The organism is Neobacillus bataviensis, assembly GCF_019969725.1.
On record NZ_JAHXYW010000002.1, the window covers coordinates 192556 to 209967 of the forward strand.

At 35.1% G+C, this 17412-nt stretch carries 16 protein-coding genes; 9 read left to right on the forward strand and 7 right to left on the reverse strand.

The window, feature by feature from the left end:
- The first annotated feature begins 336 nt into the window (after positions 1-336).
- The 5 genes from LC455_RS05735 (at position 337) to LC455_RS05755 (ending at position 8128) form a co-directional block, all read left to right on the forward strand.
- Positions 337-1641 carry a hypothetical protein gene (locus LC455_RS05735; RefSeq protein WP_223588961.1) on the forward strand — a complete coding sequence of 435 codons (1305 nt, stop codon included), beginning with the start codon at positions 337-339 and terminating at the stop codon, positions 1639-1641.
- Positions 1604-2836 (forward strand): SIR2 family protein, encoded by a 1233-nt coding sequence (locus tag LC455_RS05740; protein ID WP_223588963.1) that lies wholly within the window; start codon positions 1604-1606, stop codon positions 2834-2836. The genes LC455_RS05735 and LC455_RS05740 overlap by 38 nt, the downstream gene beginning before the upstream one ends.
- A 238-nt stretch (positions 2837-3074) precedes the next feature.
- Entirely contained in the window at positions 3075-3722 is a 648-nt protein-coding gene (locus LC455_RS05745) for a hypothetical protein (RefSeq protein WP_223588964.1), read from the forward strand.
- A gap of 137 nt (positions 3723-3859) precedes the next feature.
- The gene (locus tag LC455_RS05750; RefSeq protein ID WP_223588966.1) at positions 3860-4720 is read left to right on the forward strand and encodes a lipase family protein; all 861 of its coding nucleotides are present in this window, start codon (positions 3860-3862) and stop codon (positions 4718-4720) included.
- A gap of 255 nt (positions 4721-4975) precedes the next feature.
- On the forward strand, positions 4976-8128 hold the full coding sequence (locus LC455_RS05755; protein WP_223588967.1) for a DUF3427 domain-containing protein: 3153 nt from the start codon (positions 4976-4978) through the stop codon (positions 8126-8128).
- A gap of 52 nt (positions 8129-8180) precedes the next feature.
- On the opposite strand, the gene LC455_RS05760 is transcribed toward LC455_RS05755, so the two are convergent.
- Positions 8181-8579, reverse strand: a complete 399-nt coding sequence (locus LC455_RS05760) for a (deoxy)nucleoside triphosphate pyrophosphohydrolase (protein ID WP_223588968.1) — start codon at positions 8577-8579, stop codon at positions 8181-8183.
- Between the two features lie 222 nt (positions 8580-8801).
- Between LC455_RS05760 and LC455_RS05765 the strand changes: the two genes are divergently transcribed.
- Positions 8802-9356, forward strand: a complete 555-nt coding sequence (locus LC455_RS05765; protein WP_223588970.1) for a hypothetical protein — start codon at positions 8802-8804, stop codon at positions 9354-9356.
- A gap of 105 nt (positions 9357-9461) precedes the next feature.
- Here LC455_RS05765 and lspA read toward each other — a convergent pair whose 3' ends face one another.
- Together lspA and LC455_RS05775 are read right to left on the reverse strand one after the other, a co-directional pair.
- On the reverse strand, positions 9462-9899 hold the full coding sequence (gene lspA, locus LC455_RS05770) for a signal peptidase II (RefSeq protein WP_223588971.1): 438 nt from the start codon (positions 9897-9899) through the stop codon (positions 9462-9464).
- A 105-nt stretch (positions 9900-10004) separates the two neighbouring features.
- Positions 10005-10613 carry a TetR/AcrR family transcriptional regulator gene (locus LC455_RS05775; RefSeq protein WP_223588972.1) on the reverse strand — a complete coding sequence of 203 codons (609 nt, stop codon included), beginning with the start codon at positions 10611-10613 and terminating at the stop codon, positions 10005-10007.
- Between the two features lie 195 nt (positions 10614-10808).
- On the opposite strand from LC455_RS05775, the gene LC455_RS05780 reads away from it, so the two are divergent.
- The 3 genes from LC455_RS05780 to LC455_RS05790 all read left to right on the forward strand — a co-directional run bounded on the left by LC455_RS05780 (position 10809) and on the right by LC455_RS05790 (position 13209).
- Positions 10809-11546, forward strand: coding sequence for an SDR family NAD(P)-dependent oxidoreductase (locus LC455_RS05780; protein WP_223588974.1), 738 nt, complete (start codon positions 10809-10811; stop codon positions 11544-11546).
- A 133-nt stretch (positions 11547-11679) separates the two neighbouring features.
- Positions 11680-12465 (forward strand): SDR family oxidoreductase, encoded by a 786-nt coding sequence (locus LC455_RS05785; protein ID WP_223588975.1) that lies wholly within the window; start codon positions 11680-11682, stop codon positions 12463-12465.
- A 297-nt stretch (positions 12466-12762) separates the two neighbouring features.
- A complete protein-coding gene (locus LC455_RS05790; RefSeq protein ID WP_223588977.1) occupies positions 12763-13209 on the forward strand; it encodes a carboxymuconolactone decarboxylase family protein in 447 nt (148 codons plus the stop codon).
- Between the two features lie 183 nt (positions 13210-13392).
- Here LC455_RS05790 and LC455_RS05795 read toward each other — a convergent pair whose 3' ends face one another.
- The 4 genes from LC455_RS05795 to LC455_RS05810 all read right to left on the reverse strand — a co-directional run bounded on the left by LC455_RS05795 (position 13393) and on the right by LC455_RS05810 (position 17391).
- Positions 13393-13896 carry an RrF2 family transcriptional regulator gene (locus LC455_RS05795; protein WP_223589823.1) on the reverse strand — a complete coding sequence of 168 codons (504 nt, stop codon included), beginning with the start codon at positions 13894-13896 and terminating at the stop codon, positions 13393-13395.
- Positions 13897-14297: 401 nt separating this feature from the next.
- A complete protein-coding gene (locus LC455_RS05800) occupies positions 14298-15296 on the reverse strand; it encodes an NADP-dependent oxidoreductase (RefSeq protein ID WP_223588978.1) in 999 nt (332 codons plus the stop codon).
- 41 nt (positions 15297-15337) lie between these two features.
- On the reverse strand, positions 15338-15673 hold the full coding sequence (locus LC455_RS05805; RefSeq protein ID WP_223588980.1) for an ArsR/SmtB family transcription factor: 336 nt from the start codon (positions 15671-15673) through the stop codon (positions 15338-15340).
- A 356-nt stretch (positions 15674-16029) separates the two neighbouring features.
- On the reverse strand, positions 16030-17391 hold the full coding sequence (locus LC455_RS05810; RefSeq protein ID WP_223588981.1) for an MFS transporter: 1362 nt from the start codon (positions 17389-17391) through the stop codon (positions 16030-16032).
- Positions 17392-17412: the final 21 nt, after the last annotated feature.

The window sequence follows — 17412 nt, forward strand, 5'->3', positions numbered from 1 at the left end:
TTTTCTTAAAAAAGACAAAAGATTCCCCTGAAAAATTACAGTTTGGTTGAATAACCGGTGACCTACATGATTTATTCCTATTTGGTGATCAAAAGGGAAAAACATGAATTGGTAGAAACTGATTGTGAAATACCGCCTTCACAAAAAAAAGGGGATAAAATAATCGAAATTGCAAAAAACTTCCTCAAAATTGAAAAAAGGAAGTTTAGTTTTACCACGATGTAATCCTCATTTAGACATTATTTAACATATTTAGATAAATAATAATCTCTTATAATTCCAATATTTATCATTAATTGATAAAATTATAAACAGCGAATATAAGGGGAAAAATTTATGGATAATCAAACTTACCAATTTCTAGGTAGATTTTTTTTAAAGTATATAGATACTGATTCGTTTAAAAATAAAGTTAATAATGAACTTAATTATAATCCTGCAGAATTCAGTGTCGAAAAAGCTTATGAGGATATATCTGGGAACGCTATTAGTGATAAGCTTAAGCTCGATAAGATTCTCTTTGAAAATATTTTGTATAGTGACTTAAAAAATGTATTTATAGAGAATTTTGATTTTAATCCTAATCTTGATGCTACCGTTTTTAGAAGTAGAATGGAATCATTTATTGAACGTGTCAACTTTGGAAAGTTATCTAATAACCTAGAAAGATACATGAGTCCGAATGGGTTCTTACTAATGGAAAGTATATCAACTTCTAAGTTAGGCACATTCTTTCTTGCTGGCTTTGATTATGTAACAAATGAAGATGGTAAAGTAAAATCAATCCGTATGTTATTTGCTAATGTTGTTCCTCTAACAAGTTCCCCTAATGTAGGATATTTTCTAGCTGGTCTTGATATTGATTTAGAAAATAAAGTAGGTCTAGTTTTGCTTAAGAATATATCTAATGATATAGACGATGAGGTTGGGGAAGAAGAGGAAACCAAATGGGAAAAATCAATCATAAAATTTTTTAACAAGGTTAGAAGCTTAGTATATCCAATGTTGGGCGTAAGAACTTCCATTAGTTATAAAAATGATAGAAAAGCAATGTTTAAAATGTGTAAAGAGTTAGAGGCAGATTTACTTGAAGAGTCTAGAGATGAAATGTCCCGAAGACTTGGAGATGATGAAGGTGATATACCAACTTCTGTGGATACATTACTTTTAAAATTGCTCCCAAGTTCAGTAGTACCTGATAGAGAGCAACGTGATAAGTTAATTAAGAGGTTTCAAGCGCTACTTCTAGGAACATACATAAATACTGTTACGGATGATGATGGTTTAATAGAAATTGCTAAAGAAAGAGGTTTGGTAGGGTTTGCCACAAATATTTCTTTTAGATCTGGTAACGCATCTAAAGGAGCTACAGGTACCTCAATAAAGGATAAACCTATTGCGGGTGAAATAATGTTCCATAGCTTATATACCGACTTCAACGAGTCCTTAGAGCTCCCACAATGGTCTGTCTCTTGGTTCGAGGATTACGAACAAACAAACCCTACAGATATAGAAGTTATACCTACAACAATTAGGTCAACCAAGAACTACCTTTTACTAACTTTTAAAAATAGAAACTATTTAAGTAAGGGATTGATAAAACATGTCGTTAATTACATTCTTAGATACCGCAACCAATGAACTTAATATAACAGAATACAGAGTTTTAGAGAAGGTTATTAATATTATTCATCAAACTGGTGAAAGATTTAACGAAAATAAATTTAAAGAAGTTATTAAAGGCGATTTGGATTTATTTATTATTAATGAACTAATAAAACACGAGATATTAATAAAAAGTCTACTCTGTGAATGTACAACAAATGATATTAGTGCTTTTATTGGTCACGAGGATAAGTTCTGTCCAACCTGTAGTAAGTCTGTATTAGATAACAATCACGAAATAATAGATTATTATGCAATAAAGGAAAAATCAAAGATAGAAAGTTTATTAAACGAATTATCATTAAAGGAGTATGTTATCGGTTTTACAATGGGTAATCTTACTGATTTAATTAAGAGAAAGGAGTCTATAGTACCTTTTATTGGGTCTGGGGTTTCTATTCCATTAGATTTACCTTCTTGGGGCTCAATGATAAGAGACCTTAAAGATAATATGGAAGAAATGTTTCAACCTGCCTTTTTAAGATATATTGACACAGGAAATTATTTAAAGGCTCTTACATACCTCAAAGAGAATTCGCTCCTAGATACAAACCAAATTAAAGAAAAAATTTATGAGGAATTTGAGAAAACACCAAAAGACATTTTGTACAGAGAGGATAGCAACTATCCGGATTTATATAAATTAAAACCACCATTCTATATAACAACAAACTATGATAATTTTCTAACTGATTATATAAGCAAGGTAGAAAAAAATGTAACTGTACCTTACACCTGGAAAGATATTATTAATACACAAAATTTAATATCAGAAAATAAAAAAAGAGTGTTTCATATTCATGGTCATATTCAAAAACAAGATACAATGATTGTAACGGATGAAGACTATATTGAGTTGTATGATCAGACAAATCTTAAGGATAAGTTATTAGGAATTATGGGGTCAAATCATTTATTATTTATTGGATTTTCTTTTAACGATGAATTCTTTAAAAGGTTGTATATTGATATAATATCTTCTATTAAAGGTATTCATTACATTATTCTTCCAAATATATCACTAGAAAATGCCAAAAAAATTAGTGCTGAAGCTCCAGGATTAAGAATTATCGGAATAAATGTACAAAAAGATGAAAAAGGTAAATATATTGTGCAGGACTATGTAAGAGGTGTAAGAACTATTATCAATACATTAATAATTCAAGAATAATAATAAAGGAAAAAATTAGAAAGATAGGAACAAAAAAAATCAAGAAATGGGTGGTAAATAATCCTTATGGAAAGGGATCTTTCCCCTCCTAGAATACATTTAAAATTGTAATAGATTTAAAGTAAACTTCCTAGCACTAAGCTCACTTTTTAAGGGTGGGCTATTTTTATGATACTTATACCAAAATATTACAAGATTTGATAAAGTTTAAATAAAAGCTTTTAAGAAGGAGAATTAAATGAAACCAACGGATTGGGTTGCATTAATTGCTGCAGGTGTTGCTCTTATAGGATCTTTACTTACATATTTAGGAACAAGGCAATCTACTAGGGCATCTAAGGAAAGTTCTAAACTTTCAAATGAAGTTTCAATGAAGCTTGGGAATATGACGGCAGAAATACAAGGTAAACAAAGATTAATTGACACAGTAAGCACTCAACGGGTCGAATGGATAAACAAAGTAAGGGAAAACTTTAGTGAGTTTAGTAAAGTAGCATACAATCTCGCTTTAGTGAGGTCAAAAGAAGAAAAGATTCAAGAAGAATTACAATACGATTTATATTATTTAATTAATCATATCGAGTTATCTCTAAATCCTACAGAAACGATTACCAAAAAATTTGTTGAAAAAAAGAATAATCTCTCAACCTATTTACTTAATGACAGGGAACCCTTTTCCTGGGTTTTGTACAGTGAGTTCATGAATGAACTTCATTATATAGAACAAGTTATTTTAAAGTCTGAATGGAAAAGACTTAAAGAAGAAACAAAGAGTGGAAGTGAGGTCGATGATATGGAGATAATACATAAACAAACCGCCCTGAAAATTGATCCTGAAAAATTTAATTCAATTTTAAAACAAGATTTTGAAAATCAAGCTATTTAAAAACCTGAGAGCCAATGTTTTGTGCAAAATCCCTCTTTTGAACTCGGGATTTAAAAAATAATTAAGTTTAGGAGGATAACAATCTGATTTCGACATTTGAGGAAAGACTTTTAAGTGAAATAGTTTATTGTAACGAATTGGCAGAGGAACTAAGGAATCTTAGAACAGAACCTCTTACAAAATACAATAAAACTTTTAAATGGTTAATAAAAAGAGTTAAGAAGAAAAGAAGAACAGAATTAGAAAGAATTTTATCGGAATGGTACTGCATTGGGTCTGTTTTTGAAGTTTATAAAAAATATCCTGATGTTCCAAACGTTAAGCTAGATGCATTTGTTTTTAAAAGAAAACTAAATGCTAAAAATGTTTATTTACTTTCATTTAGAGGTACAAATCCTCTTTCGCCAAGGCAGTTTTATTATGATATGAAAGAAAATCTGGATTTAAATATAAAGCAAAAAAGAGATGATACACAATTTGGACAAGCTGTAACTGCAATAATAGCATTCGTAGAATTAATTATTAAGGAAAATGAAAAGTATCATTATCAATTTGCACGTAATCCATCTGAAACCTTATACTATATCACAGGCCATTCAAAAGGAGGTGGCCTTGCTCATGCGGGTTATATTTATTTATTAGAAAATAATAAAAAACATAGTATATTAACTGAATTTGGTCCACTTTCGGAATTAAATATTTATTCGCAAATAAAGACGAGTACGTTTTGTCCAACTCCTTTAATAGGGATAGAACGTTGGACCCAAAGGACAAAAGAGTGGAATTGCACAATAAATAACATTGACGGAGATAGAGTAATTAAATTATTAACTTGGGCAAGAAAAATTAAGTTGAAACTTTTAAAGCAAACAAATGACTTGTCTGAAGACTATCTTAGTCAATATCTAAATACTCCTCAAATTCTAAAGAAAAAAGGATTACTAAGTTTTTTTAGCCTAAAACACGATTTGAAGACATTTGATGATTACTTTAATTAAGAAGCAATGAATTATTTTACAGGCATTTTCTCCTTTTAGATTCTAACCAAAGGATGTTTTACTCACCAGCACCCCATGTGTTGCCACATACACTCTGGACATGTGGAGTGCTTAAACCTTATATTGAGTTGAAACTGTAGAAGAAATATCTATAGTTTTTTTTATAGGAAAATTTATTATATAAAGGATTTCTAATAAATCAAGAAGAAAATGTTAGATCATAATATTAAAATGGAAAATACAAGGGGTACTAAAATGCTCAAACAAGGAATCTACGAAGAAATCATAAACCAAAAACTAAAAGATGATCTTACAGGGTTAGACCTCAATACATATGACATCGGCAAAGAACGCATAGACGTTGAGGAGGCAAGAAAACTATTATCCTCCTACATATCCATAGTCACCAGAAAAGCTCTTAAATTTGTCCGTGACAATGAAAGCGACGACCAACAGGCTCTTATAAATCAAATCCGTACATGTAATGAAATCATCTCCATTTTAAGTGAGCGGCTGGACGAAGAGGAGTTTCGTCAATTACGAATTGAAGAGGATGGTGAGGTTCTCACTTCTATCTATTCTCGGATAAATTCCATTCGTAGTATTCACAAGGGCCAAGTAACCCGACCTGTGACGCCTCTTTCCCAGAGTTCCCTCTTTACCGGCTCCAATTATGAACCCAATATGCTGGGAGAGTTGAAAAAGGAAATCGTTACATCCGATTCGATTGATATGCTTGTCTCATTTATTAAATGGAGTGGCCTGCGCTGTATTATTGAGGAATTGAAGACATTTACAGATAATCCGAACAACAAGCTAAGAGTAATCACGACTTCATATATGGAAGCAACTGATTATAAAGCAATTCAGGAGCTTAGCCAGCTGCCTAATACAGAGATTAAAATTTCTTATGATGTGGATCGAACCAGGCTTCATGCCAAGGCCTATCTTTTCAAAAGGGAGACAGGTTTTAGCACGGCCTATATAGGCTCGTCAAATCTATCAAATCCAGCATTAACTTCTGGCTTAGAATGGAACATCAAGGTCACGGAAAAGGATTCATTTGATATCGTAAAGAAATTTGAAGCGACGTTTGAGAGCTATTGGAATGATAATGAGTTCAAGACGTTCCACTATGATAGTGAACAAGACCAAATGCTTTTAAAACATTCTTTATCCAAAAGTAAAACCCACGGGAAAAACGAGCGGCAATTCCTTTTTGATATCCAGCCTTATTTTTATCAAAAAGAGATTCTTGAAAAGCTTCAGGTGGAGCGAGAAGTTTTTGGACATATGAATAACCTTCTTGTTGCCGCGACTGGTGTTGGTAAGACCGTCATTTCAGCGTTTGACTATAAACGTTTTAAGAATAAAAATAAACCTGCCAAGCTATTATTTGTCGCGCATCGTGAAGAAATCCTAAAGCAAAGTCTGGAAACCTTCCGAGCGATTTTGAAGGATCCGAATTTTGGGGATATGTTGGTTGGAAGTTATCAGCCAGAGTCACTTGACCATTTATTCGTAAGTATCCAGAGCTTTAATAGTAAAAAGCTCCATGAAATTACGACCTCTGATTTTTATGATTTTATCATCGTGGATGAATTCCACCATGCAGCGGCCGATTCTTATCAAAAGCTATTGAGCCATTATCAGCCCAAAATTCTTCTAGGTCTTACGGCGACTCCTGAGAGGATGGACGGAAAAGATATTCTTAATTATTTTGATGGTAAGATTTCTGCGGAAATGCGCTTAACGGAAGCGATCAATCGAAAGCTCTTAAGTCCGTTTCAGTATTTTTGTGTCAGTGATACCATCGATTTATCCAAATTGAAGTGGAATCGTAGAGGTTATGAAATCAGAGAATTAGAAAATGTCTATACCTCGAATGATCATCGGAGCAGCCAAATTATCAAAGCGATCTATAAATACGTAACAGATATCGATCAGGTCAAAGGGCTAGGGTTCTGTGTATCCATTAAACATGCGAAATATATGGCTGATTTTTTTAATAAAGGCGGAGTACCTTCTGTTGCTCTTTATGGAAATGTTGATATTAAAACGAGAAGAGAAGCTCAATACCAGTTAGTTCAAGGTGAAATCAAGTTTATTTTTGTTGTGGACCTATATAACGAAGGAATCGATATACCTCAAGCAAACACGATTTTATTTTTACGACCAACAGAAAGTTTGACGATCTTTTTACAGCAGTTGGGACGGGGATTGCGTTTAGCTGAAGGAAAAGAGTGTTTAACTGTTCTTGATTTCGTTGGACAAGCCCATAAAAACTATAATTTTGAAGAAAAGTTCCGTGCGTTAATTGGAAAGACCAAATATTCCGTCCAGCACTATATAGAGAATGGCTTCTTTAATCTCCCTAAAGGCTGCTTTGTTCAATTGGAAAAGCAAGCGAAAGAATATATTTTACGAAATATCAAATCCAGTGCCAATACACGTGGAAATCTTGTTGCCAAGATGAAATATTTTGAACAGGATACCGGCATGCAGTTAACCTTATCCAAATTTTTAAACCATTATCACTTTTCCATTTATGACTTTTATGGAAAAAATGGTGACAGAAGCTTTAGTCGGATGATGGTGGAGGCTGGAGTTGCATTAAACTTTGAGTTTGACCATGAAAAAGTATTGACCAAGCGATTACCTAACTTGTTTCATATTAACTCCAGGAAGCACCTTCAATATTTTACAGATTATATTGACGAGCGAACTGTTCGTAATGAGGAAGAGCAATTAATGCTGGGGGTTTTCTATTATTCTTTTTATAATGCTCACCCGGCAAGTGAAGGATTTTCATCACTTGAAGAGGGAGTTGCAAAAGTTTTAGAGCAACCTGAATTTAAAGAAGAAATCAGGGAGATTCTCCAGTTTCTTTATCAGTCTTTAGAAACGTTGGAGATTGAAAATGATTTTGATTTCGTATGTCCATTAGGAGTTCATTGTAACTATAATACCTCTCAAGTTCTAGCGGCTTTAGGTTATTATAATGAAACTAGTAGTCCTGCTTTCCGTGAAGGGGTAAAGCATTTCGAGGATAAAAATCTAGATATCTTTTTTATCACCTTAAATAAGTCGGAAAAAGATTTTTCTCCTTCAACCTTATATGATGATTATGCGATAAATGACCGGCTCTTTCACTGGCAAACTCAAAGTCGTGTCGCTGAAGGAAGCAAAATTGCGGAGCGCTATATTCATCATAAAAAGCGAAATCATCAAATCGCTCTTTTTGTTAGGGAGTATAAGAAGGAAAATGGTTATACTTCTCCATTTGTGTTCCTCGGAACAGCGGATCATGTTAGCCATTCTGGCAGCAAGCCAATGAACTTTATTTGGAGTTTGAAGGAGGAAATGCCTTCTTACTTGGTACCAAGAGCGAATAAGAATATTTTATAAACCGATGAACCTTGTTGTACTCAGCAGGGTTCCTTTTTCCTTAAAAGACAGCTCATTTTTCGTTTATTAATTGCTCAACAGCTGGAACATCCGCCGGAGCCCATTTGAGTGAATCTAAGTTTTCTCGTTTTAACCAGATTAACTTTGAATGCTCAATTGGCGTCGGTGTTCCTTTAACTACTCTACATTTGATTGAGATCAAATTAATAATAAATGTGTCATACTCATGGGTGTTGTCATTAAAAACCTCTTTAAATGTTTCTACCTTACAATCCAGTTCTTCATCAATTTCTCTTTCAAGTGCAGAGAAAATATCTTCCTTTGCCTCTACTTTACCTCCAGGAAACTCCCACATATTTGGAATCGACATTTTGGGTGATCTAAGAGCACACAGAATTTCTTGTTGTTCATTTTCAATAATGGCAGCAACAACTTTTACAAGCTTTTTCAAGTTAACCCTCCTATACATTTCACTAGCCATTATAATACCACTTTTGGCGGATAGATGCTGCATTGGTTTATTTAACTGATGCTGTTCAAAAATTAGAATGCATTTTTTTAGTTCTTATTTTTTAGGAAGTTTAGAACGATTTCGGATTGTTAATGTAACTCGATGGAATTAATCTAAATGAATATCCCAAATTTGGGCAGTTTAATAATGGAGGGCATGTTAATGATCGTATATCATGGTTCTATAAAGAAATTTAACCATTTTAATAAAGAAACGGTTGTTCAAAAATTAAATAATGATATCGACACGATTGGATTTTGGTTTACTTCGGATATCGCTTCGGCGAAACCTTTTGCTGTTGGAACTGAGACCGTTATTCAAAAATCAGAGACGGAATTTTGGGAGGACGGAACCCCTAAAGTGGAGCAAGTTGAAAAGCCGGTCAGAGGATTTATTTACAAAGTATTTATGGATGAACCAAATCTTAAGGAATACCAATCAGATTCTGAGGATTCCTATGATTTGTTTATGAGGGAACGCGATCAATACTGTGATTATTTCAAATCCAGTAAAAGGAACCCCACCTGGAGGGACAATGCTGCCCTGTTAAATAAAGAAGAGGCCAATTCGGCGTTTCGAAAAAATCTTATGAAACAGAGATACGAAGGATTAGTTATACGAAACACTAAGCTGCATAACAGTGTTACCGACTTTTATTGCATTTTTTCGAAAAACTCTCTTCACATTGCCGATGTGATATCAGTAGATGTTTTTTAATATTCCGATAATCAGCATTGTAGAAGAAAGATATGTATAGGATCAAATGATAAATAGAGACGGAAAACAAGGGATTATATTGGCCAAACATTTTAGGAGGAGAATCTAGTGCTTATTTTTAAACCATCTAACGACCACATAAATAATAAGGAGTAACCCCCCAATCTCGATAGCATGGTCAGCCAAGTTAAGAATTCCGCCAGAGCGGATGATAAAATCTGTCACCTGCCCAAACAAAAGTCGATCGATACCATTTCCAATTGCTCCTCCAACTAGGAATCCAAAACTACAATCAATGAGAGCACCCTTCATTTCTCCGGTTCTGCGAAAATATAAAACACCTATCACGAAAAACACAGCCACAACTCCGAAGAGCCGAGCATAGCCTTGAAATAAACTTCCTGCCATTCCGCTATTTTCGATATGTGTGAATTGTATTCCCCACAATGTAAATGTTTCATTGATATCAATGTAGGCCCGAATTAGATATTTAGAAAGCTGATCCATCACAATAACGAGGATTGCAATTACATAAAATAGCATAGAATAGTCCTTCTCTCTTGCAGAATAACCTGCATCCTAATCATCATTATAATTGGAAGCTTTTTTCTATACTAATATGAAGCTTCGCCTTTTTACGCGTAAAGCTTATTTGTTATGTCCAATAAATTGAAACGAGTAAATATGTGTTTTCGTTAGTTCAATGACTTCTTGGATAAACTTTTCTGGGGTTTCTTTGAAACCATTTCGGATCCAATGCTGAAGGAGTCCATAAAATCCATAGGCTGTATAACGTTTAAAATAATCCATATTAACGGGGATATTGTTGATGGTTTCGAACATAAATTGTTCTTTATAGATTTTTAGGATTGTTTGAGGGAACCGCGTATGTAATCCTGGTAACGTATCATCGTAGTTTATCAATGTAAAAAAACTCTGGTTTTTATAGATGTATGAAACGATATTAAAAGATGGTGCATTTAGCTTAGCTGTATTAACCCTTTGACCAGGTACATAGGCTGTGCCTACTGAAGCTTCTAACCCCTGAAGCATGGAAACAAGTAAATCCTCCGCTAATTCCATTTTATCTGTGTAATGGATATAAAAGGTACTGCGATTGTAAGCGGCATAATCGACGATGTCTTTTACAGTAACGGAATGGTACCCCTTTTCTTTTATGAGTTCAGTCAATGCTTGCCTTAAATGCGCTTTTGTCCGGTTTTGTCGTTGAGACTTTGTATTTTGTTCATTATTCATGAAAAAACCTTCCTCAATATAGACAGATTTAGCGTAAGTGTCTAACTAGTAGACACTTAATGATATCTTAATGATTGTTAGTTGTGAACAAAATAGTACAATTAAATTGTGAACAATAAAGCACAGATAATAGATTTATCTATTATTTTTCTCTAGACTGTGCTAAAGAATTCTTGAATAAGAGGAGGATTTAGGATGGGAAAATTACAAGACAAAGTAGCTGTGATTACTGGTGGAGCATCTGGTATTGGGGCAGCGACAGCACGTTTATTTGTTTCAGAAGGGGCCAAAGTGGTTCTTGTTGATTTAAATGAGGAAAAAGGGAAAGCATTTGAGGCAGAGTTGAAAGCGCTTAATGCCGAAGCTCTTTTTATAAAAGCAAATATTACGAGTGAAGAAGAAGTCGCAAATATCTTTAAACAAACCGTTGAAACGTTCGGCAAAGTGGATGTGGTCTTCAACAATGCGGGGATTGGCCGTGTTCATCCTTCACATGAGTTAGAGTACTCAGAATGGCGCAACACCGTAAATGTTGACTTAGATGGCGTCTTTTTAGTAGCACGTGAATCTATCCGTGAAATGCTAAAAACAGGCGGCGGTACGATTGTTAATACGGCATCTATGTACGGCTGGGTTGGATCACCAGGTTCAGCAGCCTATAACGCGGCAAAAGGCGGCGTGGTTAACTTAACACGTTCCCTTGCACTTGAATATGCGGAACAAAATATTCGTATTAACGCATTATGCCCTGGTTTTATTGACACACCAATTATTCCGGAAGAAAGCAAGCAAGCTTTAGCTGCAGTCACACCAATGAAACGTCTTGGTAAAGCAGAAGAAATGGCAAAAGCAGTGTTATTCATGGCTTCTGATGATTCTTCATTCATGACCGGCAATAGTTTGATTGTGGATGGCGGTTATACAGCGCAATAATAAATCATGGGAACTAAGTAAAAATGATGACATTTCACCAGAATATATCTTTAATATGAGATATTTTAATTTAAAATAATTCAAAAAAATACGCTTTAGACCTTGAAACAAAAACAAAGGGAGGAAATTTCCAATGAGTAATCGTTTTGATGGAAAAGTGGTATTAATTACAGGTGCAGGTTCTGGTTTAGGTCAAGCCTCTGCCTTACAAGTGGCAAAAGAAGGAGCGAAACTTTCACTTGTTGATTTAAACGCTGCTTCATTAGAAGAAACGAAAAGCAAAGTACTGGTAGTGGCACCAAACGCAGAAGTGCTGCTGATCACTGCGAATGTGGCTGATGAACAAGCAGTTGAACACTATGTTAATGAAACGGTTGAGAAATTTGGGAAAATCGATGGTTTCTTTAACAACGCAGGGATCGAGGGAAAACAAAACCTAACAGAGGATTTTGGCATTGATGAATTTCAAAAAGTCGTCAGCGTCAATTTAAATGGTGTGTTTTATGGAATGAAACACGTATTGAAAGTTATGAGAGAACAAGGATTTGGTTCTATTGTTAATACTGCTTCTGTTGGTGGTATTCGCGGGGTTGGTAACCAATCTGGTTATGCAGCTAGTAAGCACGGCGTGGTCGGCTTAACAAGAAACTCCGGAATTGAATACGGTCAATACGGAATCAGCATCAAAGCCATTGCACCAGGAGCAATCATGACACCTATGGTCGAAGGTTCATTAAAACAAATTGATCCAGATAACTGGGAAGAGGTAGGAAAACAATTTGTTCAGCCAAACCCAATGAAACGTTTCGGTAAACCAGAAGAAGTGGGCTATTTGGTGGCATTCCTACTATCTGATCAAGCCAACTTCATCAACGCAACTGTTATTCCAATTGATGGTGGACAATCTTATAAATATTAAGAGGTGTGGAGAGAGTTCTCTTTTTCACCTAAGCTAACCGTAAATTCCTCCACTGAGTAAATATACACAACAATGAAGCACGGGAATTGTCCCGTGCTCATTTTATAACTCGATGAACCTTGTTGAATAAAGCAAGGTTCTTTTTTATTAGCAGTCTACATATCTTAGGCTTAGTTTTTAAAGTTTTATTCTAAGGACACCCATAATCCCGGTTTGACAAAAGCAAATGAAAGGTGTATATTATGGATATGGTTAATCGACGATTAACTTTATCCATAATGTTAAGGGGGAATGGAAATGGAACAACGTATTAATTATTATGATATTGCACCTGAAGCATTTAAAATAATGATGGAAATGGAGAAGTACACTAAAACTAGTGGAATAGACCGTAAACTTCGTGAACTAGTTAAAATCCGTGCTTCTCAAATTAATGGCTGTGCTTTTTGTATTAATATGCATACCGCTGACGCTCGAAAAATGGGTGAAACGGAACAGCGTTTATACTGCGTTAGCGCATGGGAAGATTGTGACTTCTACACGGACGCTGAAAAAGCAGCATTAGAATTAACTGAACATGTGACGTTAATTCCAACTAAGCGAGTACCTGATGAGCTTTATAATCGAGTACGTGTTCACTTTAGTGAAAAGGAATATGTAGATCTTATTATTTTGATCAATCAAATTAATAGTTGGAATCGACTCTCGATTTCAATGGGAAATTTCGCAACTGCGGCAAAATAGGAATGTTACTGGGCGCTATCCTTGTAAAGGGATTAGCGCTTGATTTGTCTAATAGGGATTATCAAAAGAAAAGGGAAATTGGTTTTAGGAGGGATGAAATGAATCGAGATAGAATCTTTGTTTTGGACCTGAAGTACTTAACACCCCTTAACTTGCAGGATAGAGGGGTAAGGGGTGTCTTGATTAACTGTTGCTCTTCTCAAAATATGCACGTGTATCTTGACGCATTTGTTTCGGTAAAACTTGATCAAGCTCTTCATTCAGCCATGTAAGGGTCTTTTTACGTAAAAAATTGCGCATATTTTCTTCTGCCTCAAGCATAACTAGATTAATGGTGCAAGAGGAGGTTTCTGAGCAGCAGTTTGAGTTTTGGTTATCTCGAACCAGAAGGCCGTTATCTTTTATGTTTTTGCATTGAAAAATGGGCTTTTTCCCTTCAATTGCTTCAACTACATCCCAAAAAGAAATTTCTTCTGGGGACCTTGCTAATCTATAGCCGCCCTTAACTCCAGGTACTGAATTTACGATACCTGCTTTGGCTAATTTGGCAAAAATTTTTGAGAGATATGTCTCTGAAATGCCTTGAAAGGCAGAAAGATCCTTTATTCCTATGCTTGAATCTGGAGGAATATCGATTAAATAAACAAGGCAATGCAGGCCATATTCAACTCCAATACTATACTGCATGCAAACACCTGCTTCCAATTTGAATATTTTTATATTAGGTATATTTAATTTTTTTGTCAAACTTGCTAATTTGTCTTCTGTGGCACTATTAACAGACTCTTTTGAGTAGAGATAAATATGAAATTTTGGTATTAATGTTGATTTACAGAAGTTATGATTAAAATCATGTATATAAAGCCTTATTTAAAAATAAAAACTTATTAAATTAAAGGGCCCGTTCGTTGAAGATCATTTGTAGCCTTAGAATAAAGATTGATCGTAAAGCTACCTTTACCCCATATTTAACATCAATACAAAAGACTCCATTTTGAAAAAAGATTGATTAAAAGGGAATGACTTTTATAGAATCATTAAAAAGAAAAAATGGAAAGTTAGGATATATTTTTTGCTTCGTTTAACAACTATCTGATTTTTAATATTATTTTCCCTTTCGCCCTTCCTGTCTCCGCATATTCCATCGCTTTTTGAGCATCTTCAAAAGGAAAAACTCTATCAATTATAGGTTTGATTTTACCAGTCTCAATAAAGTTTGCAATTATACGTAATTGTTCTCCACTTTGCTTCATAAACAAAAACGTATATTGAACATTATGCTTTTTTTCAAGCACAGTAAGTTTATGACTTGCTGCTGAAAACAACAACGTTTTAAAAAATCCGGAACCATATTCTTTACCAAAACGAGCATTCGGTAATCCCGAAACGGAAACCATTTTTCCTCCTCTTTTTATCACTTCGAATGATTTTTCGAGTATCTCGCCCCCAAGGGTATCAAATACGGCATCATAGTTTTTCAGTATCTCTTCAAATTTTTCTGTCTTGTAATTTATTATTTCATCTGCACCAAGAGATTTTACTAAATTCGCACCAGCAACACTTGCAGTCGTTGCAACAGTGGCACCCATTAATTTGGCCAGTTGAATAGCAAAGGTACCGACACCTCCAGCCCCAGCGTGAATTAAAATCCTTTGGCCCTTTTGTAATTGCAAAATGTCTGTTAGGGCTTGATAGGAGGTTAACCCAACCAGCGGGATCGATGCTGCTTCTTCAAAGCTCAAATTTTTAGGTTTTAGTGCGATGTCATCTTCATGAATTGCGATATATTCAGCAAAAGTACCGATTTTACTTTTACGTGGACGTGCATATATTTCATCCCCAACTTTAAAACGAGTCACTTTTGCGCCAACCTTTGCCACGACACCAGAAAAGTCATTTCCAAGGATAAGAGGCATTTTATATTTAACTAACAATTTCACTTTCCCATCGCGGATCTTAAAATCAACAGGATTAATACTAGCTGCATGAATTTCTGCGAGTACTTCATATTCTCCAATTTCAGGCGTGGGCATTTCTGCCAAACGCATTGGGACTTTTCCATACCGATCAATAACCATTGCTCTCATTGGCTATACCTCCAAAAAATGTATGTTTTTCTTCTATCATTTCAATAAAAGTTCTGCATGAACTTTTCAATATCCAACACAAGGTTTTTTAATAAACCTAATTCTGTACGTACATTAATATAATAAAAGTTTTTTGTCCCTTCTTTACGCATTAAAATAATACCGGCATCTCGTAAAACCTTAAGATGATGGGACACCGCAGGTCGAGAAAGATGTGTTTGTTCTGTGATTTCACCCACACGTAATCCTGTTTGACAATCCGTCCCCATTAGAACTAACAAGATCGATTGACGTGTTTCATCACCAATTGCCAATAGTACTTTTTGACAATTAATAAAATCCTCTTTGATCATATTTAGTTGGTCCTGTTTATTCATTCAGTAAAATACCTCCAACAATCAGTTTAATGGTTTAAGTTGATGAACCATATAACTGAATACAACAATATACTAATGTTAGGTTAGGTGCAATATTGAGAAAGAAAATCGAGACGAATACATCTTAGAGGGGAGGCATCATTAACTATTAATGTTCAGCAACATAAAAAAAGGGGACTATGCTCTAAGAATTCAAGCCACTGTAGTATTCCACTTGATCCGTTAAAAAGAATAAACACTAGATAAGTAAACTTTAAATAAAATAGCAATATAATAGTGCTTCTTTCTTGCAGAATGCACCGTCACTGTTCGTAACATAAGAAAAGAGCCTCTCTATTTAGAAAGGCTCTAATTTATTAGAGGTTTACGACATTTTGGCTTTCAACCTTTTGGTTTACCAAGGCACGTCGCCGTTCGAGTTCTACATCCATTTCCGCCCGTTTATCATCAAGTTTATAGAACCATATCGTAATTCCAATCAGTAAACAAATGGCGAGTGGCACCCAGATAAAACTGATTTCAATATAGGATAAAGCTTTGGCGGTTTGTGTGGTATTGGGAACATAGCCGCCCATTTTCAAAATGACTCCAACAAGTGCACTCCCAAGGCCCAAGCTTACTTTTACAAAAAAACCTTGAAGGGCTGCAATCATCCCAGCAATACTTCTGTTGTTTTTGTACTCTGAATAATCAATATCATCCGGCTGAATCGCAAAGGTGGTGCCGAAGATGCCATAAATCCCTAGCCCGGTAATCGTCAAACCGGCAATCAGTAAAACAGGTGATGACTTTCCGAAATAAATCACTAAATCTCCAATAATATAAATGGCCGTACTTAAAAGCAATACATTTTTCTTCGGCATTTTCTTTTGAAGCCAAGGTAAAAGCAGCAGCATTGGCAGACCAGAGAGAATACCGAATAATCCTACAAACGTCAGCCAATCCGTACGTCCTAGATTATACGTGAAATAGTAAATCACGGTTGTATTTCGAATCACAAAAAGACCGAAATAGAGAAAGTTCAAGATAAAGAAAATAGCAGCAGGGCCAGTCAATCCTTTAAAATCCTTTTTAAAAGAGGATTTCCCAGGCTGAACGGTTGGAGGAACCACCTCTTTTGTATTCATAAAGGTAAACACAAACACGAACACCGCAGCGATGCCATAAACGGTCATTGTAATCAAATAACCTTTTTGGTTATCCCCTTGCCCAAAGAAATTGACCATCGGCGTCGTAATTGACATAACTAAAGCGGTTCCAATTAACGAACAAATCATTCTTGTCGAAACTAACCAGTTCCGCTCATGGTTATCTGAAGTTAACCTCGGTACAATCGTATTTAATGGGATATTAACCACTGTATAAGCAATGTTCAACAAGCAATAAGTGGTATAAGCCCAGAGAATCTTTCCAGACATACTGAAATCTGGAACAATAAAGGTCATGATGGTAAAAACAGCAAACGGAATCGCTCCGATAAGGAAGTAGGGTCTTCCTTGTCCCCATCTAGTACGAGTCCGATCGACCAATAATCCCATACCCGTATCGGCAAAAGCATCAATGATTTTGGTTACTAACATTAAGGTACCAGCAACAGTTGCAGTGATTCCAAAGACATCGGTATAAAAAAACAACAAATAAGACGCCATTGTACTAAATACGAGGTTGCAGGCGAAGTCGCCAGCACCGTATCCAATTCTTTTTTTCCATCTGTTCATCTGCATCACCTATCCTTTATT